Source organism: Helicobacter sp. 11S02629-2 (assembly GCF_002272875.1).
Lineage (GTDB): Bacteria > Campylobacterota > Campylobacteria > Campylobacterales > Helicobacteraceae > Helicobacter_I.
The window spans coordinates 17,421-43,819 of sequence record NZ_MLAN01000002.1; the positions used below are offsets into that span (position 1 = coordinate 17,421).

Annotated in this window: 24 protein-coding genes and 1 pseudogene; 9 read left to right on the forward strand and 16 right to left on the reverse strand. The window is 36.4% G+C overall.

Features of this window, described 5'->3' with window-relative positions; all coding sequences use genetic code 11:
• Positions 1-447, reverse strand: a complete 447-nt coding sequence (gene dut, locus BKH40_RS01425; RefSeq protein WP_095276191.1) for a dUTP diphosphatase — start codon at positions 445-447, stop codon at positions 1-3.
• Between the two features lie 12 nt (positions 448-459).
• On the reverse strand, positions 460-948 hold the full coding sequence (greA, locus tag BKH40_RS01430) for a transcription elongation factor GreA (RefSeq protein ID WP_095276193.1): 489 nt from the start codon (positions 946-948) through the stop codon (positions 460-462).
• A 106-nt stretch (positions 949-1,054) separates the two neighbouring features.
• Here greA and BKH40_RS01435 point away from each other — a divergent pair, with 106 nt between their 5' ends.
• From BKH40_RS01435 to murF, 3 genes are read left to right on the forward strand one after another with little or no spacing between them, the layout of a single operon-like run.
• Positions 1,055-1,777, forward strand: coding sequence for an alpha/beta hydrolase (locus BKH40_RS01435; RefSeq protein ID WP_095276196.1), 723 nt, complete (start codon positions 1,055-1,057; stop codon positions 1,775-1,777).
• A 20-nt stretch (positions 1,778-1,797) separates the two neighbouring features.
• Positions 1,798-2,064 (forward strand): acylphosphatase, encoded by a 267-nt coding sequence (locus tag BKH40_RS01440; RefSeq protein WP_095276199.1) that lies wholly within the window; start codon positions 1,798-1,800, stop codon positions 2,062-2,064.
• A gap of 10 nt (positions 2,065-2,074) precedes the next feature.
• Complete coding sequence (murF, locus tag BKH40_RS01445; RefSeq protein WP_095276200.1) at positions 2,075-3,571, forward strand: UDP-N-acetylmuramoyl-tripeptide--D-alanyl-D-alanine ligase; 1,497 nt, start codon at positions 2,075-2,077, stop codon at positions 3,569-3,571.
• 266 nt (positions 3,572-3,837) lie between these two features.
• Here murF and pyrE read toward each other — a convergent pair whose 3' ends face one another.
• The 3 genes and pseudogenes from pyrE to secG form a co-directional block, all read right to left on the reverse strand.
• Complete coding sequence (pyrE, locus tag BKH40_RS01450) at positions 3,838-4,443, reverse strand: orotate phosphoribosyltransferase (RefSeq protein ID WP_180675082.1); 606 nt, start codon at positions 4,441-4,443, stop codon at positions 3,838-3,840.
• A 13-nt stretch (positions 4,444-4,456) separates the two neighbouring features.
• Positions 4,457-5,014, reverse strand: coding sequence for a ribosome recycling factor (gene frr, locus BKH40_RS01455; protein ID WP_095276204.1), 558 nt, complete (start codon positions 5,012-5,014; stop codon positions 4,457-4,459).
• 37 nt (positions 5,015-5,051) lie between these two features.
• Positions 5,052-5,414 (reverse strand): annotated as a pseudogene (secG, locus tag BKH40_RS01460) (preprotein translocase subunit SecG); the annotation flags it as partial.
• 67 nt (positions 5,415-5,481) lie between these two features.
• Here secG and BKH40_RS01465 point away from each other — a divergent pair.
• Positions 5,482-6,213 carry a biotin synthase gene (locus tag BKH40_RS01465; protein ID WP_095276208.1) on the forward strand — a complete coding sequence of 244 codons (732 nt, stop codon included), beginning with the start codon at positions 5,482-5,484 and terminating at the stop codon, positions 6,211-6,213.
• A 7-nt stretch (positions 6,214-6,220) separates the two neighbouring features.
• On the opposite strand, the gene BKH40_RS01470 is transcribed toward BKH40_RS01465, so the two are convergent.
• Complete coding sequence (locus tag BKH40_RS01470) at positions 6,221-9,502, reverse strand: autotransporter outer membrane beta-barrel domain-containing protein (RefSeq protein ID WP_095276210.1); 3,282 nt, start codon at positions 9,500-9,502, stop codon at positions 6,221-6,223.
• Between the two features lie 222 nt (positions 9,503-9,724).
• Between BKH40_RS01470 and BKH40_RS01475 the strand changes: the two genes are divergently transcribed.
• The 4 genes from BKH40_RS01475 (at position 9,725) to BKH40_RS01490 (ending at position 13,697) form a co-directional block, all read left to right on the forward strand.
• Entirely contained in the window at positions 9,725-10,357 is a 633-nt protein-coding gene (locus tag BKH40_RS01475; protein ID WP_095276211.1) for a riboflavin synthase, read from the forward strand.
• 89 nt (positions 10,358-10,446) lie between these two features.
• Positions 10,447-12,246, forward strand: coding sequence for a translational GTPase TypA (gene typA, locus BKH40_RS01480; RefSeq protein WP_095276213.1), 1,800 nt, complete (start codon positions 10,447-10,449; stop codon positions 12,244-12,246).
• Positions 12,247-12,660: a hypothetical protein gene (locus BKH40_RS01485; protein ID WP_095276215.1), complete on the forward strand. Its 414-nt coding sequence runs from the start codon at positions 12,247-12,249 to the stop codon at positions 12,658-12,660. It abuts the gene before it with no gap.
• A gap of 236 nt (positions 12,661-12,896) precedes the next feature.
• Positions 12,897-13,697: a glycosyltransferase gene (locus tag BKH40_RS01490; RefSeq protein WP_095276217.1), complete on the forward strand. Its 801-nt coding sequence runs from the start codon at positions 12,897-12,899 to the stop codon at positions 13,695-13,697.
• On the opposite strand, the gene BKH40_RS01495 is transcribed toward BKH40_RS01490, so the two are convergent.
• From BKH40_RS01495 to BKH40_RS01525, 7 genes are all read right to left on the reverse strand, one after another.
• A complete protein-coding gene (locus BKH40_RS01495) occupies positions 13,694-14,587 on the reverse strand; it encodes a hypothetical protein (protein WP_219350147.1) in 894 nt (297 codons plus the stop codon). The two genes, BKH40_RS01490 and BKH40_RS01495, sit on opposite strands and share 4 nt — an antisense overlap.
• Before the next feature lie 332 nt (positions 14,588-14,919).
• Positions 14,920-16,863 carry an RNA polymerase sigma factor RpoD gene (gene rpoD / locus BKH40_RS01500; protein WP_095276221.1) on the reverse strand — a complete coding sequence of 648 codons (1,944 nt, stop codon included), beginning with the start codon at positions 16,861-16,863 and terminating at the stop codon, positions 14,920-14,922.
• A gap of 82 nt (positions 16,864-16,945) precedes the next feature.
• A complete protein-coding gene (locus tag BKH40_RS01505) occupies positions 16,946-18,124 on the reverse strand; it encodes a type II secretion system F family protein (protein ID WP_095276223.1) in 1,179 nt (392 codons plus the stop codon).
• A gap of 28 nt (positions 18,125-18,152) precedes the next feature.
• Positions 18,153-18,896 carry a 3-oxoacyl-ACP reductase FabG gene (gene fabG, locus BKH40_RS01510; protein ID WP_095276224.1) on the reverse strand — a complete coding sequence of 248 codons (744 nt, stop codon included), beginning with the start codon at positions 18,894-18,896 and terminating at the stop codon, positions 18,153-18,155.
• A gap of 49 nt (positions 18,897-18,945) precedes the next feature.
• The gene (gene ppk1 / locus BKH40_RS01515) at positions 18,946-21,066 is read right to left on the reverse strand and encodes a polyphosphate kinase 1 (protein WP_095276226.1); all 2,121 of its coding nucleotides are present in this window, start codon (positions 21,064-21,066) and stop codon (positions 18,946-18,948) included.
• 42 nt (positions 21,067-21,108) lie between these two features.
• Positions 21,109-22,656, reverse strand: a complete 1,548-nt coding sequence (gene guaA, locus BKH40_RS01520) for a glutamine-hydrolyzing GMP synthase (protein ID WP_095276228.1) — start codon at positions 22,654-22,656, stop codon at positions 21,109-21,111.
• Between the two features lie 81 nt (positions 22,657-22,737).
• On the reverse strand, positions 22,738-23,328 hold the full coding sequence (locus tag BKH40_RS01525; RefSeq protein ID WP_095276229.1) for a PepSY domain-containing protein: 591 nt from the start codon (positions 23,326-23,328) through the stop codon (positions 22,738-22,740).
• A 162-nt stretch (positions 23,329-23,490) separates the two neighbouring features.
• Here BKH40_RS01525 and BKH40_RS01530 point away from each other — a divergent pair, with 162 nt between their 5' ends.
• Positions 23,491-24,054, forward strand: a complete 564-nt coding sequence (locus BKH40_RS01530; protein WP_095276231.1) for a polyisoprenoid-binding protein — start codon at positions 23,491-23,493, stop codon at positions 24,052-24,054.
• Between the two features lie 297 nt (positions 24,055-24,351).
• Here the strand turns inward: BKH40_RS01530 and BKH40_RS01535 are convergent, their stop codons facing one another.
• The 3 genes from BKH40_RS01535 to purC are packed head-to-tail and all read right to left on the reverse strand — an operon-like array spanning position 24,352 to position 26,392.
• Complete coding sequence (locus BKH40_RS01535; protein WP_095276233.1) at positions 24,352-25,275, reverse strand: radical SAM protein; 924 nt, start codon at positions 25,273-25,275, stop codon at positions 24,352-24,354.
• A gap of 3 nt (positions 25,276-25,278) precedes the next feature.
• Positions 25,279-25,650, reverse strand: a complete 372-nt coding sequence (gene acpS, locus BKH40_RS01540; RefSeq protein WP_095276235.1) for a holo-ACP synthase — start codon at positions 25,648-25,650, stop codon at positions 25,279-25,281.
• 10 nt (positions 25,651-25,660) lie between these two features.
• The gene (gene purC, locus BKH40_RS01545; protein ID WP_095276236.1) at positions 25,661-26,392 is read right to left on the reverse strand and encodes a phosphoribosylaminoimidazolesuccinocarboxamide synthase; all 732 of its coding nucleotides are present in this window, start codon (positions 26,390-26,392) and stop codon (positions 25,661-25,663) included.
• Positions 26,393-26,399: the final 7 nt, after the last annotated feature.

Consider the following 26,399-nt stretch of genomic DNA (forward strand, 5'->3'; position numbering starts at 1 on the left):
TTAGTCCTTGTTTATGGTTGAGACGCCACTAGAGCCAAAGCCCTTAGTCCCACGCGTAGAATCTTCTAAAGTCTGAACTTCTATAAAGTTTGCTTGTAGTATCGGGGCTAATACGCCTTGTGCTATCCTGTCGCCCTTAGTTACTTTAAAGCCTTCACTACCAAAGTTAGCAAGTATGACTTTTAACTCACCCCTATAGTCGCTATCTACTGTGCCCGGAGTGTTTAAGACAAAGATTCCATGTTTTAAAGCTAGTCCACTTCTTGGTCTTACTTGGACTTCATAGCCAGTAGGTATCTCTATAGCTATGCCTGTATTAATAAGGGCTGTGCTTTTAGAATCTATATAAGCATCCTCGCAAGCATAAAGGTCAAACCCACTAGCCCCACTACTTGCATAAAGTGGTACTTTGGCGTCTTTTTGCATAAGCTTTATTTTTATATCCACGTAAAACCTTTCTTACTTAAAGTCTATAGGTTTATAGCAGATAGACTTTATCTCATAGTCACACTCACCACGTGGCAAAGTTATACTTACTTGGTCACCTACTTCTTTGCCTAGCAAGTCTTTAGCGATTGGAGAGTCATAAGAGATAAGCCCACTTCTTGGGTTGCTTTCTAGTACTCCTACTATGGTGTAGGTTAACTCTTCTTCTGTGTCTATATCTTCTATAACTACCGTACTGCCATAGCTTACACTCTCATGACTTAGCGTGCTTGGGTCTAGCACAACAGCATTAGCTAGCATAACACTAAGGGAGTTAATCCTAGATTCTATAACGGCTTGTTTTTCCTTGGCTGCGTGGTACTCTGCGTTTTCTTTTAAGTCGCCATGCTCTCTTGCTATGCTTATCTCTGTTACGATATTTGGTCTTTCAACCTCTTTTAGCTGAGTTAACTCTCTTACCAGCTTGTCATAACCATACTTACTCATAGGAACTTGTGCCATTTTTATCTTGCCTTATTTGATATTGATATGTTGTTTGATTCTGTGATTTTATCCAAGAATTAGGTAAAATTAAGCACGCTAAGCGCAAAAACAAAAGGTTACCAACATGGCTTCAAGGCAAATCACTTGCTTAGATCACACTTTTAACATCAGTTACTTGCTAATAGATAACAAAGCTACTAAGAATCTTTGCTTTTTACATGGCTGGGGGAGCAACAAAGAGCTTATGAAGCTAGCGTTTGAAAACTCTTTTAAAGACTATAATCACATCTATATAGATCTTCCCGGCTTTGGTGCAAGCTCTAATCCTATAATACTAGATAGTCAAAAGTACGCTTTAATCTTAAAAAAGTTTTTTAGTGAGATAAGTGTTAATGGCGTGCAAGGTGTGCAGCTTTTAAGTGGTCATAGCTTTGGCGGCAAGCTAGCTTTGCTCTTTGAGTGTGAGATACTACTTCTTAGCAGTGCTGGTATCTTGCTGGAAAAAAGCCTAAAAACTAAAAGCAAGATAGCCTTAAGCAAGCTTTTAAAGCCACTAGGCATAAAAGCTTCATTTTTACGTTCCAAAGACGCTGATAGTCTTACTCCTAACATGTATGAGACTTTTAAGATAGTGGTTAATGAAAACTATAAAAGCTACTATGCAAGCTTTAAATACAAAGCAAGTGTGTTTTGGGGGGAAAATGATACTGCTACACCTTTAAAAAGCTTTGAGATTATAAAAAGCGTTATGAGTAATGCTAGATTTTTTATGCTAAAAGGTGATCACTACTTTTTCTTAAAGCAAGCAAGTCTCATAGAAAAGCTGTATAAAGAAAACTCTATATAAAATTAACTAAAGGAAGATTTATGACTTATCACATGTTGGCTACTGGAAAGGTACAAGGTGTAGGTTTTAGAAACATGACTGAAGGCATAGCTAAAATCTTAAAGCTTAAAGGCACAGTGCAAAATCTTGAAAATGGACAAGTTGAGATTTTTGTTAATGCAGATGAAAAAGCCTTAGAATCGCTAAAAGCCCACCTCTTTGCTGGCAACTTACATAGTCGCTTAGATAGCTTAGAGTGTGAGATCATAGAAGATAAAAACTTTGAAAACTTCATAGTCTTAAGGTAGGTTTGACTTAATGAGTATTTACTTCACGCTAAATATCATCTCGCATTTTATAATGATGTTTTTACTAACCTACTATCTTGCAACCTTGCTTCAGTGGTATAACTATAGCTTTGCACGCATACTAACTAAGCATCACAAAAAGCTGTGGCACTTTTACTACTTTATCTTACCTATCATAGTTTTTTTAGTAACTGATAGCTTAAGACTTTATATAGTCTTTTATATCTGCTTAATCATCTGGATAATAGCCTTTGGAATCTGGGTTTATAAACTAGACAAAAAGCTAGTTTTCACAAAAAGGATAATCCGCCTTTTTGTCATAGTCCTACTCTTTACTATCTTAAATGAAGCTATAAATATAATAGACCACCTAGACAAAGATAAAGCCTATATAAGTGCTATCCTCTATCTTGCCCCACTAGTTTTTGGCTTCATAGTAGCTTTTATATATGAAAGTCTTATATTTAGAAACTACGCCAAACTCGCCAAAGCAAAGCTTGCTAAGATGCAAAACCTAACCATAGTTGCCATAACTGGAAGCTATGGAAAAACTAGTACTAAAAACTTTTTAGAGTACATCTTAAAAGAGAGATATGACGTCTATGCCACGCCAAGAAGTGTTAACACCTACAAGGGGCTAGTTAATGATATAAACTCTAATCTTGACTTAGACACTGAAGTCTATATAGCAGAAGCAGGTGCACGCGCTAAAAACGACATAAGGCAGATAGCTAATCTTTTAAATCCACAATATGCAATAATTGGCAAAGTAGGCTTAGCCCACATAGAGTACTTTAAAAGCTTAGAAAATACACTAAGTGCTAAGTTTGAACTTCTAGATTCTAAGAATCTAAAAAAGGCCTTTGTTCAAAAAGATAACAACATCCCAGAGATAAAAGAAGCCTATAAAGAAAACATAAAGCTTATAACTCCCTATCCTCCAGAGTGCAAAAACATCACTACCTCACTAGACTTTACTAGCTTTGAGTTAAAGATAAATGGAATCTATGAAGAGTTTCAAACTAAAGTCTTGGGTAGTTTTAATGTTGATAACATCGCTGCTTGCATACTAGTAGCCTTAGAGTTAAAAGTGCCACTAGATTCTATTAAAAGGGCAGTTTCTAAGCTTGAAAGCATACCTCATAGGCTTAATAAAATAGTGACTAATAACAAGCTAATCTTAGATGATAGCTTTAATGGGAATCTTGAAGGTGTAAGTGAAGCTATAAGGCTAAGCTCACTTTATAATGGAAGAAAAGTCATAGTAACACCGGGCCTTGTAGAAAGTAATATCGAAAGTAACACAACTATAGCTAAGCTTATAGATGAAGTATTTGACCTTGCCATCATCACAGGAGAGCTAAACTCTAAGGTGCTAAATGACAACATAAAACACACTCAAAAAGTGATCTTAAAAGATAAATCAAACCTTGAAAGCATACTAAAAAGCTTTGGGGCTGAAGGGGATTTGGTACTTTTTGCAAATGACGCACCAAGCTATATATAATCTTTTGCCATACACTCTTACATAGTCATATTTATCAAGCACATAGGGGGCGAAAATATGCCTTTAAGCTAGGAAACTAGCATTATTAATATTTGCTTTTTTTGTAAATATCTACCTATAAAAATAATTCTTTTCAGCACAAAACTACCATTACTACTTATACATCCTTATAAAAGGATGTCATTTTATAGTGACTAAGATAAAGTGGGATATAAGACTTTTGAAAGATAAAAGACCTTAGCAACTATGCAGAATCTAAAAAGATTCTAGTTGCCACGGCTTCCGGGTTTATAGGCCTTTGAAGTTACACAAAGTGGGCAAGCTTCTGGAGGATACATATTGAAGATAAAGTCAGCCAAGGCAAAAAGTGGCTTAGAAAGTGGTAGCTTGCACTCTTTTTTAGCTTCCAAGCTACTGCCTACTCTTTTACAAAAGCCGCGATTTGCCAAAGCACCAAAGGCCACTATATCCGCACCAAAGGCCTCTAAACACTTAGCGCTTTCTAAAGCACTGCCACCAGTTGTGATAATGTCTTCACAGACTAAGACTTTTTCTCCTTTGCTTACTTCAAAGCCACGCCTTAGCTCCATAACACCATTTACTCGCTCAGTAAAGATGAATCTTACTCCTAAAGCCCTTGCAAGCTCATATCCTGCTAGTATCCCACCAAGTGCTGGCGAGCATACACAGTCTACTTTAAGCCCAGCATCTTTTATCTGCAAGGCTAAAGCAGCACATAAGATCTCTGCATTTTTTGGGTTTTCTAGTACTTTAGCAGACTGTAAGTAGTGGTCTGTATGATTACCACTGCTTAAAAGGAAGTGACCACTTAGAAGTGCGTTTGCGTCCTCGTAGATTTTCTTAACGTCTATAGTTTGCATGGGCTTATACCTTCATAACCTCTTCTTCTTTGCTTTTTAAAGCACTATCTGCTTTTTTTATAAACTCATCAGTTATCTTTTGAATCTCAGCCTCACCTTTTTTGGCATCATCTACGGTTATGGTCTTATCTTTTTCTAGTTTTTTTATTTGATTATTAGAGTTTTGTCTTATGTTTCTAATGGCAACTTTTGCCTTTTCACACATAGCCCTAGCCTGCTTTGCGACTTGCACTCTTTGCTCACTAGTCATAGGAGGGAAAAAAAGCTTTATGCCATCACTATCAGAGTTTGGATTAACCCCGATGTTGGCTTCAAGTATGGCTTTTTCTATGTCTTTTATAAAGTTTTTTTCCCAAGGAGAGATAACTATAGTAGTAGCATCTGTAAGATTGATATTAGCAACGTTACTTAAAGGCACTAAAGAATCATAGTAGTTAACCCTTACATTATCTAAAACGCTAATGCTTACTCTACCACTTCTTAAAGTACTAAAGTCTTTGCTTAAGGCTCCTAAAGACTTCTGCATACTATCTTTTGCGTCTTTATAAATGTTATCTAACATAAGACTACTCCTTTGTATTTTTAGTAGCTGGATTAGCTAGTGGACTAGCTGATGGATTTGCAAGAGGATTTGCTAAATCGCTAGTGCTTGATGAGGCACTTGGAAGGGTAGGGATTAAGGTTTGATGCTGGAGTGGGGCAGGTGTGGCCATATTATCAACTACACTTTTAGTGGCGCCTTTGTTATAGTAGTAGCCAAGTGCAACAGTATTTATAAGAAATAACACTCCTAATATCATAGTAAGTTTTGCCATAAAGCTAGCTGGACCTTTAGCGCCAAAAACGCTGTCATTACTCCCACTATATGCACCAAGACCAATGGATGAGCTTTTTTGTAAAAGTACTACAATCACTAATATTACAGCTAAAATAATCTGAATCGTTAAAAGAATGGTGGTCATAATCTTTCCTTGGAATTATAAGGGGTTGATTATATCTAAAAATATTTGAAACATAAACCATCTATCCATGCAAGACCACATAGACACTAATGCGGAGGGCTTAAGCTTGCCTAATACTAACTCCTTCAATACCAAAGCTTTAAGCTATGCTAGTAACTCAAGCTTACAGTTAGAGTTAGCCCAGATTCTATGTGAAAAGATGAGATACAGTCTTAAAGACAAGACAGTCTTAGACCTAGGTGCAGGTAGTGGTAATATCTACAAGACCTTAAAAGATAAAAGTTTTAAAGACTTTATCGCCCTTGATAGCGCGCCAAACCTCCTAGCCCTCCACCCAAAAGCAAACAATATAAAGCTTATAAACACAAGCTTTGATGACTTTGACTACTCTAGGCTAGATGAAAGTGTACTTATAGTCTCAAATGCCGCCTTACAATGGAGTGCTAATCTAGATTCTTTACTTTCTAGACTAAGTCAAACTAGCTGTGCCCTTGCTTTTAGTCTTTTTACTAAAAACTCTTTAAAAGAGCTTCATAGCCACCTTCAAACTACCTCTCCTTTAAGATCTCAAAGTGAAGTAATCTCTCTTATAAAAAAGCACTTTAAAAACTACAAACTACTAAAGTCTTATAGTAAAACCCTATACTTTCAAAGCCAAAAAGAGCTTTTAAGTCACTTACAAGGTCTTGGGCTTTTAGGTGGTGGACTAGATTCCACACTAAGCTATAAGCAAGCCAAAAGACTGCTAAATCTTCCTTTTTTAGAGTTAAGCTATGAAGGACTTATATTTATAAGATAGCTAGCTTTTAAAACTTATATCCATATCTTAAGCTTAAAGTTGTAGCTATAAGGCTTGATTTAAACGTACCTGAATAGGTAAAAGCTAGGCTATTACTAGCATCTAGATCATAGCTTGCACTAAGATTAAGCATAACGCCAAGTGGGTCATTGCCAAGGCTTGCAGAACTAAAGCTTATGCCATCATCCAAAAAAGCTACATTTACTATCTTAGACTTAGATAAAACATCATAAAAAAGAAAGCCACTAGCACCTATTTTAAAACCTTCAAGCACTTTATACTCGTAGTTTACTCCAGCACTTAGCAAAAGGGCGTGATCACTTTTAGAAGGCACTTTTAGCCCAAACTCACCACTTTCTGTATAAGCATTTTGATTAAGATAGATATAGCTTAGTCTTAGTGCTGGGGTTAAAAAGTGCTTATGAAGGAAGTTAAACTTATAGCCTAAAAGTGCGTAAGCATTAAACTCATTAGCAAAAAAGCTTGACCTTGCTTGCGTGTTTAAAGAGGTCTGGGATCTTTGCTGGGCTATAGAGTGAAGGGAGTAGCCAAGAGAGCTTTGATAGACAAGACCACTACTGCCATCTAGAGAGTAAAAGTAGATTCTAGGGCTTAGGCTGTTGTAGTTAGAATCTAAACTTGTAAAAGCTGTAGTATAGGTAAGATTTACTCCAACTAGCACGCTTGCTAGCCTTTGGTTATAGCCACCCACAAAGCCAAAGGAGTTAAGGTTATAGCCCTCTATAGTCTTTCTTTCTCCTTGGAAGATGTTTTGATAAAGGACTTGTGCGTAAACTTCCCTATCTAGCATATCAAGATAGTCAAAAGAGTCATTAGGCAAGATCTCATAGCCAAGCAAACTAATAAAAGGTGAGCTTGGGTCGTAGTTTTTTATCCTATCATTAATATCATTACTCGCAAAATATGCCTTAGTTAAAAACCTTAAAGAGTTAGCAAGACTAGAGTTACTAACAATGCTATCTAGCATCCTTAAAGATGCAGAGTTAGATTCTAAGGCGTAGTTTTCTATAGCATCATTTAAGTCGCTTGGAAGTAAGTCTTTTAGCACAGCTATAGCATCTTGTCTTTTTTGAGGGTCACTGCTTCCTTGAAGATTATTAAGCCTATTAAATATCTTGCTGCTTGGAGTGTTAGGCTTATATCTATAGCCATAGTTACCTATATCTTTGGCTAGTACTTCTAGGTTAGTCTCTGGGGTAGGGCTAGGGTTAAAAGGCGTGTTTTTATCACTAGTACCCAAATTATCTGAAGTGCCCGGTATGCTTGGCTGTGAGGTATCACTTGGAGTGCCCGGTATGCTTGGACTGCTTGGACTGCTTGGCATGCTTGGACTGCTTGGAGTGCTTGGAGTGCTTGTTTTTGGGATATCGCTTGGGTTTAAAGTAGAGCCTTTAATTAAGTTATATAAAGCATCTTGGTTATAAGTAGCTAGCAAGCTTAGCTTAGTTGGACTTAGGCTTTGGCTTTGCTTATCGCCAAGATAGAAGTCTATAAAAGTAAGGTTAGAATCTACTTTAGTCTTACTTACCCTATAGCTTCCAACATCACTTCCTTTTATGTCTTTGACGCTAAAAAAGACGCCACTAAAAAAGCTTGCATCTACCTTAGTGCCACCTATAGTTATATTTTGGGCTTTTAAAAAGTCTGGCTTTAATAAAAGGGCTTTTATCTCAGTGCCATTTTGCTGCAAGCTAGCTTGATTTAGAAAAGATTCTAAGTTGGTTTTTAATGTATTCGTATCGCCTAAGCCATTTAGATAAAGGCTAGGAAGACTTAAAGTGCCCTTAGATTCTATAGAAGCTAAATTAAAGGTAGTTTCACTTGGAGAAGTATCTAGATAGCCAAGCTTTTTGGTTGTGGTGGAGAAGTTAAAAAGGGCTTTATCTTTAGTTTTAGAATCTACTCCAGTTGGCACAGTAGCAAGCCCATTTATACTTAGATCTCCCCCTGTAGTTATAGTAGTGAAAGGACCAAGGTTTATGCTTGCTAAAGTAGTAGGAGAGTTGCCTCTTATAGTTAAAGAGTTAGGATAGGGGAGTGGCATCCCACCTGTGCTTACAAAAGTAGGAGTGCCTTCTAACTTATCTGCTTCAACATTACTTCTACCATCACCATCAAGTATTAGACTTTTTGCACTAAGCGTTGAGTTAGTGCCTTGTAAGTCTATAAAGCCATTAAATAGCTTTATAGTATCGCCACTAAAAGTATTACCTTTTATATAACCATTAGTCATATCCAAGTCTTTTATCGTTATGGTAGCAGTAGTTGGAAAGTCTCCAGGAGATGTATAGTTTATACTTAAGCTATTGATTTTAGCAGACTCCACTTCTATATTATTAGCATTTAAATATATGTTATTGCCATAGTGTGATGTGCCCTTATCAGTAGTAAGCTTAGTGACTTTAAACTTAGAGCCTTGATTAGCGCTATCAAGAGTTAAATTTATATTAGTTACATTACTCTTATAGTTAGCTGGACTTGAATTATCTATGGTTAAATCTTTACTAGTTAAAGAGTTAGCATCAATATTAGTATTAGCAAGCTTTAAAGTGTCTATGTCTATAGTGTTGCTTTGAGATGGACTTCTTAAGCCTTCTACCTTACCTTTAGGGTCTACACTAAAAGCCCTATTTATCACAACACTATAAAAGGTAGCACTTTTAGCTTTTAGAGTATTAACATAAAGGTTTATCTTACCAGTTGCCCCAGATTGAAATGATATTTCATCATAATCCTTGTTTGATAAAGTTATAGTGTTAGCATCAAGCACGTTAGCAACTATGGTGTTATTAGCACTTGGAGAGCTTGCATGAAAATCACCACTTGAAGTAGTGCCCTTGCCAGTATTAGAGTTAGTAAGACTATTAAGATAGATATTGCCTTTTTCATTATAAAGCGAGGCAAAGACTTCATTACTCTCACTTTCAAAAGTGTTTTTAAACATAAGCAAGCCTACTCTTTTATCACTTGTGCCTATACTTTTAAAGCTTGCAGTTATGCGCTGTGAAGGCCAGTCACTGCTTATAGAATCTAGTGTTATAGAGCCTACACTATCACTTTGTGCTGTGATATTGCCTAGTTTTATAGGCTGAGGATTGTTAGGATTTTCTACTTGAGTTCTTGGCTTTAGTTTTATGCTTAGAGAGTTAGTGTTTGAAAGTGTGTAGTCTCTTGCCTCGCCAACAGTTGCAGAATCTATTACATCAGCTAGCACCAAACTAGGAAAAAGTAAACTTGCTAAGATAAAAGACTTATAAAGTATCCCCATAGCCCTACCTTCTTTAACTTAAAAGATAGCCTGCCCCTCTTTAGAATCTTTTTTAGATTCTGTGTAGTGCTTTCTTTTCTTGTAAGTCTACCCCCCCCCCCCCGAAAGTCAAGGCTTACAAATATAATGTTAATTCTACATTAGCTTTCTTGTGTTAGAGCCAGCCTGCATAAAAATTATTAAGTACAATTTTAAAAAAGCAACTCCAAAAAGGTAAAGACAATGTTTAGCGGACTAGTAAGAGACATAGGTGAGGTGATAAGTTTTAGCAAAGAGATACTAAGTATAAAAAGCACTCTTAAAGCAAGCCTTGGAGATAGCATCGCTGTTAATGGTGCTTGTTTAACTGTCATAAAAGTTTTTGATGGTGGCTTTAGCGTGCTGCTTTCAGGTGCTACTTCAAGTCTTATAGCAGTTGAAAACCTAAAAGGTAAAGTCCATCTTGAGCCAGCTTTAAAACTAAGTGATGGCCTTCATGGGCACATAGTACAAGGTCATATAGACTTTAGTGGCACCCTAGATTCTATAACTAAGCATAATGGCGATACGGTATTTAAGATAGGTATAAACAAAGCTGCCCTTCCTCTTATCTATCACAAAGGTAGCATCACAGTTGATGGCATCTCGCTTACTGTTGGCGATGTAAAAGATGCCTACTTTACTTTAGTGCTTATCCCCCACACTATGGAAAACACCCTCTTTCATACCTACAGCCAAGGACGACGTGTAAATATAGAAACTGACATGATAGCCCGTAGTGTCTATAACGTCATAAAAGGCATGGAATCTAAAAAAGATTCTAAGTTAAGTAAGGATGACTGGCTTATAAAAGACATGCTAACCCTTGGCTATTAAAGACTGACTTAAAGGCACAACTAGGGACTTATCAAAGTCTAATATGTTAAAATCACGCTTAATATAAATCATAAGAGTAAAGAGAGAGCATGCAAAATATTAGAAACATCGCAGTTATAGCCCACGTAGACCACGGTAAAACTACCTTAGTAGATGGTCTTTTAAGCCAGTCAGGTACCTTTAGTGACCATGAGCAGGTTAATGAAAGGGCTATGGATAGTAATGACTTAGAAAAAGAAAGAGGCATAACCATACTTTCTAAAAACACAGCCATAAACTATAAAAATACAAAGATAAATATCATAGACACTCCCGGACACGCCGACTTTGGTGGTGAAGTAGAGCGTGTATTAAAGATGGTAGATGGCGTTTTATTATTAGTTGATGCCCAAGAAGGCGTTATGCCCCAAACTAAGTTTGTGGTTAAAAAAGCCCTAAGCTTTGGTATAAGACCTATAGTTGTAGTTAATAAGATAGATAAGCCAGCAGCCCAGCCTGACCGCGTGGTAGATGAGGTTTTTGATCTTTTTGTGGCTATGGGTGCTAATGATAACCAGCTTGACTTCCCAGTGATATACGCTGCAGCACGCGATGGCTATGCTATTAAAAATCTAAGCGATGAAAAAAAGAACTTAGAACCTTTATTTGACGCTATCTTAGAGTACGTCCCCCTTCCTAGTGGTAATGAAGAAAACCCACTTCAGATGCAAGTTTTTACCCTTGATTATGATAACTATGTGGGCAAGATAGGGATTGCCCGTGTGTTTAATGGAGTTATTAAAAAAGGGCAAACTGTTATGCTAGCTAAGGGCAATGGTGATAAAGAAAATGGCCGTATAACTAAGCTTATAGGATTCCATGGTTTAGCTAGGATGGAGATAGAAGAAGCTAAGGCTGGTGATATAGTAGCAATTGCTGGTTTTAGTGCTGTAGATGTTGGAGATAGTCTAGTAGACCCGGCTAATCCTATGCCACTAGATCCTATGCACTTAGAAGAGCCAACTATGAGCGTTTACTTCGCGGTTAATGATAGCCCACTAGCAGGCTTAGAAGGCAAGCACGTAACTGCTAATAAGATAAAAGAACGCTTACTTAAAGAGATGCAAACAAATATCGCTATGAAGTGTGAAGAGATGGGTGAAGGACGCTTTAAAGTAAGTGGAAGAGGCGAGCTTCAAATAACAATACTTGCTGAAAATCTAAGGCGTGAAGGCTTTGAGTTTAGCATCTCCCGTCCTGAAGTTATAGTAAAAGTTGAAGATGGCAAAAAGCTAGAGCCTTTTGAACATCTTGTAATTGATACTCCACAAGATTATAGTGGTGCAGTTATAGAAAAGCTTGGTAAAAGAAAAGCTGAGATGAAGTTTATGAACCCTATGAATGATGGCTATACAAGGCTAGAGTTTGAGATCCCTGCACGTGGGATAATAGGCTATAGAAGTGAGTTTCTAACTGATACTAAAGGTGAAGGTATCATGAATCATAGCTTTTTAGAGTTTAGAGAGTTTAGCGGAAGTGTAGAAAGCCGTAAAAATGGCGCTTTAGTAAGTATGGAAAATGGCGATACAACTGCTTTTAGTCTTTTTAATATACAAGAAAGAGGCACACTTTTTGTAGGCGCTGGAACTAAGGTCTATGTGGGTATGGTCATAGGAGAGCACAGTCGTGATAACGATCTTGATGTAAACCCTATAAAAGCAAAGCACCTAACCAACATGAGGGCTAGTGGAAGTGATGATGCTATAAAGCTTGTAACTCCAAGGGATGTAAACTTAGAAAGGGCACTAGAGTGGATAGAAGATGATGAGATACTAGAAGTAACTCCAATAAATATTAGAATCCGCAAAAAAGCCCTTGATCCTAACGAAAGAAGAAGAAAGAAAAAGTAGTTGAATCTATCTAGCAAAACTTTAGATTCTAAGTCTTTAAAAGATAGCAAGCTAACAAGCACTAAATCTAAGCATGTAGCTATCTTTTTATATGACCTAAGCACCTTTGGCGGCGTTGAGACAACTAGTCTTAATCTAGCCTATGCTTTACAAGCAAAGGGGCTAAAGGTTACTTTTATCACTATAAGGGCTTTTAACAAAAAGTCTACAATCAAGCTTCCTTTTAAAATCTACATACTTGAAGATGAAGAACTATTAGCTAGTGAAAATAGCCCAGAAGATATAGTATTTATTAAAAATAATATAGAGACATTAGATAAAGCTCTTGCAACAAAGGCTAATCTACATAGCACTGCCCCTATAGCCTCCATGAATCTAGGGGGGGGGGGGGGAAGCCCTGTGATAAAAGCTTAAAGCAGCCTTTTATTGATGAAAGCATTCAGTCAAGTCCAAACAAAGCTAATCCTTACAACCATCTAAAAAAGATAAAACTAAAGCCTTACACTAGATCATTTAGTCTAAAAGAACTCTTAGATAAAAGCATCCTTACACTAAGTAAGTTAGCTTATAAACTTTCTTACAAACTAACAAAACTAAATAGCTTCAAACATAGACTTGATAGCACTTGCAGAGCGCTAAAAACTTCCTTTATGACAAACTTAGAATCTAAACTTTTAGCAATATGCAGAGATGAAAATATAGATGTGCTAATAGATTCTTACTGGGAGGCTACGCTAAGCAAACAAATAAAGTGGCTTTTTTGCATTCACGTTATACATGGGCACTTTAAGCTTTTATATAACCCTAACCTTGCTAACTATAATGTCTTAGTGCTACTTACTAGGCAAGAATATAGCATTTGGGCTAAAAACTTTAAGCACATAGAAGTGATACCAAACTTTGTAAAAGCCCCAAAAGAAAGCTGTGATATAACTAGTCAAAACATCATCTTTGTTGGACGCTTGACAGAGCAAAAAGGGCTTTTTAGACTTCTAAAAGCCTTTAGTAAGATGAAGGTTAAAAGACATCTTATGATAGTTGGAGATGATGAGCAAAAAGAAGCACTAAAAGACTACATAATAAAACATAATCTTGATGCTAGCATAGAAGGCTATAAAGAAGATGTAGGAAGCTACTATAAAAAGGCTTCTATCTTTGCTATGACTTCTTTTCACGAAGGGCTACCTATGGTCATGCTAGAAGCACTTTCTTATGGCCTGCCACTAGTTGCCTTTGATGTCCCTACTGGACCAAGTGAGTGCATAGAGGATAACAAAAATGGTTTTTTGATAAAAGATGATGATATAGAATCTTTTGCAAAAGCCCTTGATACTCTAAGTAGTGATGAGGCCTTAAGACGCACATTTGGTGCTAGGTCACAAGAGATATTTTTAAGTAAGTTTGAAGAAAGTAAGGTTACTTCTAAGTGGCTTAAACTTTTAGATTTTTAAAACTTAAGTCTTTTTAATATCTCTGGCAACCTTGTATCTAAAAACTCTAAGTCTAAGATCTCCCTACCATCTTTTAAAGGCACATAGCCCCCAACTATAAGCTTAGACTTATCTTTTTTATACTGATCTTTAAACTCATCCAAACTCATAAAATCCTCTCTTTTTTTAGTAAATCTTTGCTTTTTAAGTAAGGGAAAGTGAAAAGAGTTTATGGGAGACTTTATAAAGTTTAAGTTAGCATGAGGCAAGGCGAGTGCTTCCATAACACCGCCTCCTTCTACATACTTTTTGAAAGATAATCCATGATTAAAAATAAGCCAGTGATCATTAACATCGCTTATAGGTATATGCTTATTAACCAAGACTTCACCATCTAATACATGCAAGTTCACACGTGGATAGCAAACTACGTCATTTTCATGCTCTATAAGCTTAAAGCTTTCTTCTGTAATGTCTTGAAAATAGATCTGATCTACGTCTATCTTTAAAAGCCACTTATCTTTTGGAATCTTAGATAAAGCAAAGTTGTAGTACTCAAAAAGCTCTTTATACTCAGGGGGGAAAACTTCACTTTCTCTATGGACACGTTTTACATGATAGGGATACTTATAGGCCTTAAAACCTTTATGTGTCTTACAAAACTCTAAGATAACTTCTTCACTGCCATCATCGCAGTCATTATAAACGATAACGCCACGCCCTAAAAAAGCTATAGATTCTAAGCTTGCTTTTATAGTTGGAATCTCATTACAAACCCTTATAAAAGCATAGGGTTTAATAGCTCCTTTTACTTTTCTAAAACCAACTTTCTCTCTTAGTTTAAACCCATGTTTTAAAAATAGTCTTATAAAACCTAGCATATAACAAAGTTTATAATAGGCATTCCTCACCCTCTTTCTTGTCTTGCCTTTTAGAGAGCTTTTTAATAGTTGTAAGATAAGATTCATCACTACAGCCAAGCCCTAATGGTAGCTGCACATAAGCTAGAATGTAAGAAGGGGGCATTTTTACAAATAACGCCAGAGAAGTTTTTAACATTATAAAATAATAACTTTTTGATACATAGACTAATTGTTTGGGGGGGGGGGGGGGGTAAGTGCACTAAGAGGCACTAAGCCTACTAGATGCACTATATTCCAAAAAGGTTGTGGTAATATAAAAGGCTGCTTAAGCCCAAAAAGGCTTAAGAAACTTTTAGTGTTTACTTTACGTACTAACAAGCCTAGCCTCCAAGATAAGACTTAAGCTTTCTTCCAACGCGAGGATGTTTTAGCTTTTTTATAGCACTAGATTCTATTTGTCTAACTCTTTCTCTTGTGACTTCTAGGGCTTTTCCTATCTCTTCTAAAGTGCAGTCGCTCTCATCAGGCAAAAGACCAAAACGCATCTTAATAACAGTTTTTTCCCTCTCATTAAGATTACTTAAGATGTCTTCAATCTGGGCTTTTAAGTCCTCTTTTAACATCATATCTATTGGACTCATAGAAGTTTTATCCTCCACAAAGTCACCATACTTTCCATCATCATCATTGCCAATAGGCGCTTCTAAAGATATAGGCTCACGTGTGATCTTAACTACGTTTTTAACCTTATCTACACTAAGACCAACTTCTTTGGCTATATCTTCTACATCCATCTCTCTACCATTTTCTTGAGAGTACTTACGCATGATGTTTCTTATCTTATTGATAGTATCTATCATGTGGATTGGAATCCTAATAGTACGTGCTTGATCAGCTATAGATCTTGATATAGCTTGCTTTATCCACCAAGTAGCGTAAGTACTAAACTTATACTCTTTTTGATACTCAAACTTATCAACGGCTTTCATAAGACCGATGTTTCCTTCTTGGATTAGATCTAAAAATGGTAAGCCTCTATTAGTATAACGCTTAGCTATACTTACAACTAAACGCAGGTTACTTTTTGCCATCTGAGTTTTAGCCCTATCAGATATCATCTTGCCGCGGTTTATCTGCTCTAAGATCTCTTTTAGCTTATCAGGGTCTAAGTTAAAGTCACCCTCGCTTGCTTTTTTGGTTTGATAAAGTTTTTTAAGATCCATATAAACGCTTACCATAGTAGTTTCTGGAACACTTGCTACTATATCTTCCCTACTCATATCAACTATGTTTTCTAGAATCCTTTCGTGGTTTTCACGCAAGACGTCATTAAAAAGTGGCAGTTTGTACTCAAGCCTTTTTTTCTCTTGCTCAAAGCCTTCTTTGTCATTTTTAAGACTGTTTTCCATGGCCTTTGTAAGCTCGTTTATAAGCTTAGAAGTTGGCCCTAAGTCAAGTAAGCGTTGCTTTAAGATATGCTTTTTCTTAGCTAGGGTTAAAAAGTGTAAAAGCTGCTTATCTTTATCTTCTTCTACAGGTGCTTCTAAAACTTCAAGCCATTCATTTTTAGCCTTTTCTAGTGCACTAAAGCCCTCTTTTACCTTTTCTACCCTCTCTTTTTCTTTTTTAGAAGTTACTTGCTCTTCAGCACCCTCTTCAACTTCTAACTCATCATCATAGTCATCACTATCGCCCTTACTGTCTTCAAAGCTTTTAAAAAGCTCTTTTACACGTCTTTCGCGTTTTAAAAGTGGGCTTTGATAGTCGTGGATAAAGTCTATAAGATAAGGAACTGAACAAATAGCATCTATGATTATGTCTTCGCCAAGCTCTATTTGTTTGCTTAAGACTACTTCTTCTTCTTTAGTTAAAAGCCTCTCAGCACCCATCTCACGTAGATACATCCTAACTGGGCTATCACTTCTACTCCACTCAGAAAGCTCTTTTTCACGCATAAAGTCAAACTCTTCAGCCGCACTTTCGCTTATAAACTTCTGTCTTTCTTTTTCTTGCTTCATCTTATCAGCTGCGTTTTGGTTTTTAGCTAGCTCAGAGCTAGAAATCAGCTTCTTTTTATACTTTTTACAAAGGGAGTTTACTTTTTTAACTAAGGCTTTATCTGGGCTAGATTCTATAGTCTGTGCTATGGTTTCATAGGATATAAACTTATCTTTTGCCTCGCTAAATATCTTTTCTAATCTTTCATCTACGCTTAGCTTTGCTTCATGCTCTTTTGGCTCTTTTAGCTCTTCTTCTTGATCTCTTATCTCATCTAGTAATACATCAACTTCTGCTTTTGATTCTGGTTTGATTCTTTTAGCCATGTTTTACCTCTTCTATCTAGTGATGAAATTTTAATCTTACATTATATCCTATAAGATTTAATGCTATATAAACAAAATGCCCTTAGATGCTGCCTACTAGCTCCCACATAGGTGTTATAACAGCTAGGGCTAGAAAGAGGATTAAACATCCTATTATGACAGTACAAACTGGCCCAAGACTTGAAGCCATCTTACCTAGCAAGCTATAGTGCATCCTCCTATAGTACTTAGCGTTAAAGTCCAAAGCAAAGTCTAGATTCCCAGTTTTTTCTCCGTTTTGGATTAAAGAGATATTAGCGATTTTTAGGTTAGTGGCTTTAAAGCCCGCACTTAAAGTTTGCCCAAGAAGCAGCTTATCGTGCACTATAGAAAGCCTTCCTTTTAAGTAGGCATTATTACAAAAGCTTATAGTTGTAAGCAGGGCTTTATCTATAGGATAAGCACTTTTTATAAAGTAAAACAAGACTAAAGAAAACCTATGCATCTCATAATAAAACATAGCCTTGCCAAAAAGAGGGATCTTAAAACAAAGATAGCTAAAAAGATAGACATAGCGCTTTTTTATATAAAACAAAACCCAAAACATAGCAAGCACAAAGCTTAAAAAGTATAAATAGTAGCTACTTACTACTTCACTTATATAGATTAAAGCTAGGGTTGAAAGAGGCAAAGAGGCTTCAAAACTTTCAAAGATGCTTACAAACTCAGGCACTACATATAAACTTATACCTATAACTGCTACAAACAAAGCTATAAACATAAAGACCGGATAGGCAAGGCTTTTTGCAAAAGAGTTTTTTAACTCCTCTTTAGACTTTATCTCTTTAGCACAGATTTTACAGACCTCACTTACATTGCCACTTTTTTCACCTACTTCATAGATAGCACAGATAAAAGGTGAGCAAACTTTTGGATGTCTTTTTAAAGCCTCACTTATAAGATTCCCTTTTTGTATGCTTGATCTTATATCTAAAACTAAGGCTTTTACGTCTCTATGATAAGTATTTTCAAGGATGGAATCTAAAAGCAAAAGTAGGGGCATGCCAGCTTCTAAGCCATGGCTTAGTTGCCAAAACATACCTTCGCTTTCTTCTATCAAAGATGCCCCATAAAAGTCACTTATAAAAGCTAGCTCTTTTATACTTACTACTAAAAAGCCTTTTCTTTCAAGTCTAGCTTTTATAGAGTCTTCACTTTGTCCAAAAAAGCTTTTCTTAAAAGTATTAGTGTCTTTTATATAGATGCATTCAAACCGCTTCAAGTGTGACTCTTTTTATATAAGCTTTAAGCTACATATACATCCCGCCATTTATCTTTAAGACTTCACCAGTTATATAGCTTGAATGATCACTTAGTAAAAATGCCACGCCATTAGCTATATCACTACCTTCGCCTAGCCTTTTTAATGGGATAGCATTTACATAGCTTTGCTTAGTTTCTTCACTTAGCTCTTCAGTCATATCAGTTCTTATAAATCCCGGAGTTATAGTATTAAACCTAACACCTCTCATGGCACCTTCATAGGCAAAGCTTTTAGTCATAGCTATCATGCCGCCTTTACTTGCACTGTAGTTTACTTGACCCGGATTCCCACGCTCACCTACTATAGAAGAGATGTTTACTACACTGCCACTTTTTTGCTTACTCATAACTTTTAGTGCTTCCCTACAGCCTATAAAGCATGAGTTAAGGTTGCCTTTTATAACAGAGTCAAAGTCTTCTAGCTTCATGCGTAAGGCTAGCTTATCATTAGTGATGCCTGCGTTATTTACAAGATAAGAAAGCTCGCCATCACTTTCAACTATAAGCTTTATAGCTTCTATAAACTCAGCCTCATTTGTTGCATCAAATGGCACTACTGCACTTTGTAAGCCCTTAGAATCTAGCTCTGCTTTTAGCTTTAATGCAAGGTCGGCATTACTTCTATAGTTTATCCACACTTTTAGCCCAAACTCCGCTAAAACTCTTGCTATATCAGCACCTATGCCTTTACTAGCTCCTGTGATTAAAACATTTTTGCCTGAAAACTTCATATATGTAAACTCCTATTTTAATTTGGTTTAAACTCTTTTTTGGTCTACTCTAGCTTTCACGAGTATACCTAGAAAGTAGTTTTTTTATCTTTTGATGATGCCTGCTTGTGCCATCATAAAGCTTGGTTATGTGATCTTCATAAAATATCTGAGATGACATAGGCTTATCATTATTATGCACCTTTGTATACTCTCCATCACTACCTAAGCTATAAAGCTGTACATTATCTTTTAACTGCAAGTCTAGCAAGGTTGTAAGCTTAGTTTTTAAAGCGTCTACTAAAACTGGAGTTAGTAGCTCTACTCTTCTTTCTAGGTTTCTTGGCATGATGTCTGCACTTGAGAAATAGACTTGATTAACATCGTGCTTGAAGTAATAAATCCTTGCATGCTCTAGATACTTTCCTATCAAAGAAAACACGCGTATATTTTCACTCATACCTTTTACACCCGGACGCAGACAGCACACCCCACGTATGATCATATCTATCTTAACACCTGCATTTGATGCTTCATATAAGGCATTTATAACATCTACATCCACACAGGCATTAGCCTTTAATATGATGTGACCTTGCTCTTTATGTGCTATCTCTCCAGCTATAAGGCTTAAAAGCTTAGGCTTTATCTGAGTTGGTGCAGTATAAAGCGTGTTTAGATAAGTCTTTGGAGTAGTCCCAGTTGAAAGTGAGTGAAAAAGCTTTATGGCGTCTTTCCCAAAGTTAGTATTAGCTGTAAATAAACTTACATCAGTATAGATTTTTGCAGTTGCAGAGTTATAGTTTCCAGTACTTAAGTGCACGTACTCTTTAAGCTTGCCCTCATCTTGTCTTACTACTAAGGCGATCTTTGCGTGTACCTTAAGGTTTGGTATCCCATAGATAACATGCGCACCTGCAGATTCTAAAGCCTTTGCCCAGTGAAGGTTGTTTTCTTCATCAAACCTAGCTTTTAACTCTACTAAAACTGTAACTTGTTTGTTTTCAGCAGCCTCAGTTAAAGCCCTTATGATAGAGCTGTTTTTCCCCGTCCTATAAAGTGTCATACGGATGGATAGTACTTTATCATCCTTTGAAGCCTGCTGTATAAAGTTAACCACTGGCTCAAAGCTTTCATAAGGATGAAAAAGCATGATATCGCCATTATCTATATGGGAAAATATAGACGTAGAGCTATCTTCTAGGGGGGGTAAGATCTTTGGGACATAGGCTGGACTAAGCAAGTTTGCATACTCTTTTAAAGCTATAAGCTCCCAAAACGCCCCTCCACCTAGTGGCATAGTGTACTCATATATATCAAGGTCTGTCATGCCAGCTTTTACTTTGATCTGACGTTTTATAAACTGTATAAGATTAGCTTTTTCACTTTCTACATCAGGCTTACCGATTTCTAGTCTTACTATCTCACCTTTCTTACGTGCCCTTATACCTTCACTCATCAAAGCTATAAAGTCATCAGCTTCATCTTCTTCTATCTCCATGTCGGCATTTCTAGTAACCCTAAAAGGTACATAGGCTAAGCTTTCATAGCCTGTAAAAAGCTCTTCTGCAAACTCCCCTACTACTTCTTCTACTAAAGTATAGTTATTAGGACACACACTTATAAATCGTTTCAAAACCCTCGGAATCCTAACGATGCCATACTTCACGCTTCCACTTTCTACATCTTTTAGCTTTAAAGCTATAGCAAAGCTAAGGTTGTTTAGATGCGGGAAGGGATGGGTTGCATCAACTACGATAGGGACTATGATAGGGTAAAGATAGTTTTTAAAATACTCCCTCATCTTTAGCTTTTCGTCTTTGCTAAGTTGTTCAAAACGCTTTAGCGTAAGGTTGTTTTTAGCAAGCTCATCTTTGATATCTTCATATAAAGATTCCACATATGCTTTTTCTTTATGCAAGTACTCTCTTATATAAGTGAGTTGTTCTATGGGAGTTAGCTTATCAGCCCCACTTTCTATGATGCCACTAGTAAAAAGACTCATAAGACCAGCTACTCTTATCATGTAAAACTCATCTAAATTAGTAAAGTAGATAGCTATGAACTTTAAACGCTCAAGCAGTGGTATATTAGCCTTGGCTTCATTTAAAACGCGCGCGTTAAATCTAAGCCAGCTTAACTCTCTGTTAAAAAATCTCTCACTTTGTTTTTCATCATGCTTTGCATTCATATGTGTCTCCTTATATAGACCTATCAAATACCTCTGATACTACTACTCCCACTCTATAGTGGCTGGTGGCTTACTTGATATATCATAAACCACTCTATTTATGCCATCTACTTCGTTTATAATGCGACTTGATACTTTTTCTAAAAGCTCATAAGGTAGATGGGCAAAAACAGCACTCATACCATCGCTTGCTTCAACTACCCTTACACAAGCTGTGTTTTCATAGGTTCTATTATCCCCCATGACACCAACTGACTTAACGTTTAAAAGCACTACAAAAGCCTGCCATACTTTATTATAGAATCCAAAGTTATGTAGCTCATCTAAGAGGATATTATCCGCTTTTCTAAGTATATGCAGACTTTCTTCATCTACACTGCCCATTATTCTTATAGCGAGACCGGGGCCCGGGAAGGGGTGTCTTAAAAGCATAGGTTTTGCCATACCAAGCTTAAGGCCTAAGTTCCTAACCTCATCTTTAAAAAGCTCACGCAAAGGCTCAACTAACTCTAAGTTCATCTTTTCAGGCAACCCACCTACATTGTGATGAGATTTTATAACCTTTGAAGGACCTTTAGCACTAGTAGATTCTATAACATCTGGATACAGCGTGCCTTGTGCAAGATACTTTATATCACTATGGTTTTTAGCCTCTTTTTCAAAAAGCTCTATAAAAGTTTCGCCTATTATCTTTCTTTTAGTTTCTGGGTCAGTTACACCTTTTAAGCGCTCTAAAAATACATCTTTTGCATCTATAGTTATTAAAGGGACATTTAGATACTGCTTAAACATCATACAAACTGCGTCCCTTTCACCCTCTCTTAAAAGCCCCGTATCTACAAAGACAGGTATGACGCGCTCCCCTAGTGCTTTATATAAAAGAGTAGCCACCACACTTGAATCAACTCCTCCACTTACAGCACAAAGCACCTTACCACTCTTAATCTTTTTTTGTAAGTTTTCTATCTCATAAACCAAAAAGTTATCCATATTGAAGTCTGGCTTTACACCGCAAAGAAGGGCGAAATTGACTAAAAACTTAAAGCCTTCATCACTGTGTACAACTTCAGGGTGAAACTGGAATCCATAAACTTTTTGCTTTTCACACACAAAAGCACAATTAGCCGTGTTATCACTTGAAGCTATGGCTTTAAACCCTTCTGGTAGGCTTTCTACCTTATCAGCATGACTCATCCACACTATAGAATCTTTACTTATGCCTTTAAAGATAGGCTCTCTCACATCTATATCAAGCTTAGCTTTTCCATACTCTTGCTTATCTGCCCTCTCTACCTTGCCACCAAAGTAGTCAACCAAAAACTGCATACCATAGCAAATCCCAAGTACTGGTATATTTAGATCAAATATCTCTAGACTTGGCTTATAAGCACCTTCTTCATAGATACTTGCAGGACCACCACTTAAGATTAAGCCTTTAGGATTTTTAGCCTTTATAGAATCTATCTTTTCAAAATAGGGCACTATCTCAGCGTAAAATCCATGCTCTCGCAATCGTCTTGCTATAAGCTGGGTATATTGACTACCAAAGTCAAGTATTAAAATATCTGCTTGATTGTTTTGCATGCACATCCTTAAAAAGTTTTGCTTTACGTAAGCTTACTTGAAGATTCCAAAAACTGACTTTAAAGTCTTTGATAAAGTAGCTACAACTTAAAGAGAAAGCCAAAAAAGGAAGAAAAATATAACAAAGCCTGCCACTAAAGTGATGATAGAAGACTTCCTATAGTGCTTACACCAAGCAGTATAGATAAAGCCTGAAAGATACATAAGCACCATGCTTATACCAAATGCTATGGCAAAGATATTAACAAGCATGCCAGCTTTACTTTTATGCATCATAAGCATAACTCCAAGGAAGTTCCTTTCTATGGTGCTTATAGTGGTTTGATTATTTTTTGAGATGATGTTTAAAGCATAGCCCGGTGTTGCTAGGCTAAGACTAAGGCTTTCACCTTTAATAGGGCTAGGTTTAGAATCTGGTACGCGTAAGCCCTTAGTCTTAGCATGCTCTTTTAACGCGGGAAGTAGGTCATCTTTTTTATCTATATGACGCTCTAGTATAAAGCTTTGCTTAGTGGCACCTGCGTCTTGATTAAACCCAGATATATACATAATACCAGTTGCTATATAGGCTAAAACCCAAGGCAAGAAAAATACACTTAAATACATATGCATAGCTCTAAAAAACTTAGCCTTTATGTTTTTAAAACCTCTTTTTTTAATAGCAACCACAGCACCCATATATCACCTTTATTTATAGTTATAATTATAAGAGTAGATATTATCTTACTTTTGCATTCTTTGTAAAGAAAAGTTAAAGAAAGCCTATTTTTGCCATCTTTTTGACTATAAAAATAGGAATATTAGATAGTCTATCACATATACAAAATAAGGAGCATTACCATGAAAAAAATCGTACTTGCACTAGCAGCTTTTAGTGCCTTTGGTGCTATGGCTTTAGCTACAACTATAGATACTAGTAAGTTTGAAAGCAGCTTTGAAGGTTTCAAGACTATGGAAAAAGTAGGAGTTACTGGAACTTTTAAAGACGCTAAATACACTTTTGGCAAAGATGAAAGCAGTATAAAAGGACAACTTACTGGCGCAAAGGCTATTTTTGATCCTATGAGTGTAGAGATGGAAGCTTCTGCTATAAATCTAAACATGAAAAATGCTTTCTTTGGTACTTTTCACAAAAAAGAAAAGATAGAAGTGGTATTTGAAAAAGTGACTGAAGGTGATAAAAAAGGTGCTATCACTGCTAAAGTTAAGATGAATGGAAGACATACTCTAGTGCCTTTAGAGTATGAGATAGAAGATGGCAAGATAGAAGCTAAAGGTGTGCTAGATCTAAACTCTTTCCACTTAGATAAGTCTCTTAAGTCACTTACAAAAGCAGCCGCAGGTCACAAAGGTCTAACTTGGTCTCAAGTAGAAATTAAGTTTGAAGCCCCAATCAAAGAGTAACTACTAGCTTTTTTGATTCTATAAAACTTATAGAATCAAACTAAACATAAGCTAAGCAGTCAAGTATTTTAGTACTTTCTCCATGACGCTTAGGGGGTGCCTTCTTTTCCTCCTCCTTAATGCTTTGAAAGCATAGGGGAGTAAAAGGATAACTTCTTATATCATGTGCTAGAAGTACAAAAGTAAAGCTTAGCCTAGCAAATGTTTACAAAACTTTTTTAGTTTGTGAAATCTAAATTTTTATAGTTTTAGATTCTAAGTTCTAATATCATCTTTATAAGATGCCCTACAAACTATCTACAAAGGCTTAAAAAAGTCTAAGATTCCAACTCTTTGAACCTTTATCTTTTTAGCCTCTTTCATAGAATCTAAAAGCTTAAAAGTGCTTTCATCAAGTAAGGTTTTTGCATCTTCTATACTTAAAGGGCGTCTTGCAAGTAGCTCTAAGATCCCATTTTCATCAAGATGCATTTTCTCGTGTTTATAATCTAGCGGCACGCGCTTAGCTATACATACATTTAAACCACAAAAAGCAGACGAAAGGCTTACAAGACTTTCATAGTCTATAGGCTTTACTGCATAAGAGCTAGGTCTATCTATAGTGCTTAAATCAACCCTTGCGATATTTACCTCTTTTAAAAACAAAGCTATGCTTTTAGCATCTTCTATACTATCATTGATATCTTTCACAAAAAGCACTTCAGCAATTAGTGCGCCTTTATAGCTTAAAGAAAACTCTTTTATGCCCTGCTTTATAGAATCTAGACTTAAGCTACCATCTGGCCTATCGACTTTTTTAAAGCTTTTAGGATTTAAGCTATCACAAGAAAACTTAACCATATCAAACTCATTTAAAGCCTTTCTTACGTCTTCATCCCAGAATCTTGAGCCATTACTAAGGATCAAAGTTTTTATATGAGGATAGGGCTTTAAGATTTCTTTAGTTTTTACTATTAACTCATATAAGTAGGGGTATAAGGTTGGCTCGCCATTAGCACTAAAGGTTAAAACATCTATCTTGCTATCTTGCTTTAAAGCCTCACGCACAGAATCTAGCACAGTATCTAGTGGTACTATATCTTGCATAATTTCTAAAGTCTTAGACTTAGTTAACTCACAGTACACGCAGTCAAAATTACACTGTTTTTTATTAGGAGAGAGATCTACACCTAGGCTTACACCAAAGCGTCTTGAAAGAATTGGGCCAAATACTACTTGCACTATTTAATCCTTAAATGTCACAAAACAAATCGCTGTTAGCAAGTCTTTTTCGTGGCTTAGGCTAACGCTTATACTTTTAACTTGAAACTTCTCTAAAGTCTTTTGGCTAAGGCTTAGATTTGGTGCGTCACTAGTTTTAAAGTAAGTCATATCATGAAAGCTTAACTCTTTTCCTATGCCCGTTTTTAAAGCCTTTGAACACGCCTCTTTTAAAGCCCAGATACCAGCTAGCCTTTGATAGTTAATGCTAGATTCTAAGGCTACTAACTCTAACTCAGACTTGTTTAGGAATCTTTTTAGTAAGCGTTCCCCATACTTTAAGTAGGCACTTTTTATACGACTTATGCTAACTAAGTCTATGCCTACTTCACTCATCTTATGCTTTTTAAAGCTTTAAAAGCCTATTAAGCACTTCTTCATAGGCGACTTTTAGACCACCTAAGTCTTGTCTAAATCTATCTTTATCCATCTTTTCGCCACTTAGCTTATCCCAAAGTCTTGCACTATCTGGACTTATCTCATCAGCTAGGATGATATTACCCTCACTATCTAGCCCAAACTCTAGCTTGAAATCTACTAAAGTAAGATCTGCCCTATCAAAGTAAGCACTTAAAATCTCATTAACCTTCAAAGCTTTTGCTGCCATCTCATCTAGCTCTTCTTTAGTGGCGATACCTAGCATAATGGCATGTTTTTCATATAAAAGTGGATCACCTAAGTCATCATCTTTATAGTAAAACTCAACTAATGGTGCTTTTAAAGGAGTGTCTTTAAAGTAGATTCCTTCTTTTATGCCAAGGCGTTTGCAGATACTTCCAGTAGTGATGTTTCTTACAACTACTTCAAGAGGTATGATTTTTACTTTTTGACAAAGCATCTCTATATCATCTAGCTTTTCTACGAAGTGAGAGTTTATGCCGTTATTTTTTAAAAGTATAAAAAGCTCTGTGCTTATCTTGCAGTTTAGTGCGCCCTTGCCTGCTTCTTTGCTCTTTTTTAAAGCGTTAAATGCAGTCAAGTCATCTTTAAACTCAGCTATGATAAGGTTAGGATTGCTAGTTTCAAACATCCTTTTCCCCTTACCCTCATAAAGCAGTCTTTGTTTTGTAACTTCCATTACACAC

Bases quoted from the DNA above. Each gene is read 5' to 3' on its own strand.
- greA (WP_095276193.1), bottom strand. From the start codon at position 948: ATGGCACAAGTTCCTATGAGTAAGTATGGTTATGACAAGCTGGTAAGA.
- BKH40_RS01435 (WP_095276196.1), top strand. From the start codon at position 1,055: ATGGCTTCAAGGCAAATCACTTGCTTAGATCACACTTTTAACATCAGT.
- BKH40_RS01440 (WP_095276199.1), top strand. From the start codon at position 1,798: ATGACTTATCACATGTTGGCTACTGGAAAGGTACAAGGTGTAGGTTTT.
- murF (WP_095276200.1), top strand. From the start codon at position 2,075: ATGAGTATTTACTTCACGCTAAATATCATCTCGCATTTTATAATGATG.
- frr (WP_095276204.1), bottom strand. From the start codon at position 5,014: ATGTTAGATAACATTTATAAAGACGCAAAAGATAGTATGCAGAAGTCT.
- BKH40_RS01465 (WP_095276208.1), top strand. From the start codon at position 5,482: ATGCAAGACCACATAGACACTAATGCGGAGGGCTTAAGCTTGCCTAAT.
- BKH40_RS01470 (WP_095276210.1), bottom strand. From the start codon at position 9,502: ATGGGGATACTTTATAAGTCTTTTATCTTAGCAAGTTTACTTTTTCCT.
- BKH40_RS01475 (WP_095276211.1), top strand. From the start codon at position 9,725: ATGTTTAGCGGACTAGTAAGAGACATAGGTGAGGTGATAAGTTTTAGC.
- typA (WP_095276213.1), top strand. From the start codon at position 10,447: ATGCAAAATATTAGAAACATCGCAGTTATAGCCCACGTAGACCACGGT.
- BKH40_RS01490 (WP_095276217.1), top strand. From the start codon at position 12,897: ATGACAAACTTAGAATCTAAACTTTTAGCAATATGCAGAGATGAAAAT.
- rpoD (WP_095276221.1), bottom strand. From the start codon at position 16,863: ATGGCTAAAAGAATCAAACCAGAATCAAAAGCAGAAGTTGATGTATTA.
- fabG (WP_095276224.1), bottom strand. From the start codon at position 18,896: ATGAAGTTTTCAGGCAAAAATGTTTTAATCACAGGAGCTAGTAAAGGC.
- ppk1 (WP_095276226.1), bottom strand. From the start codon at position 21,066: ATGAATGCAAAGCATGATGAAAAACAAAGTGAGAGATTTTTTAACAGA.
- guaA (WP_095276228.1), bottom strand. From the start codon at position 22,656: ATGTGCATGCAAAACAATCAAGCAGATATTTTAATACTTGACTTTGGT.
- BKH40_RS01525 (WP_095276229.1), bottom strand. From the start codon at position 23,328: ATGGGTGCTGTGGTTGCTATTAAAAAAAGAGGTTTTAAAAACATAAAG.
- BKH40_RS01530 (WP_095276231.1), top strand. From the start codon at position 23,491: ATGAAAAAAATCGTACTTGCACTAGCAGCTTTTAGTGCCTTTGGTGCT.
- acpS (WP_095276235.1), bottom strand. From the start codon at position 25,650: ATGAGTGAAGTAGGCATAGACTTAGTTAGCATAAGTCGTATAAAAAGT.
- purC (WP_095276236.1), bottom strand. From the start codon at position 26,392: ATGGAAGTTACAAAACAAAGACTGCTTTATGAGGGTAAGGGGAAAAGG.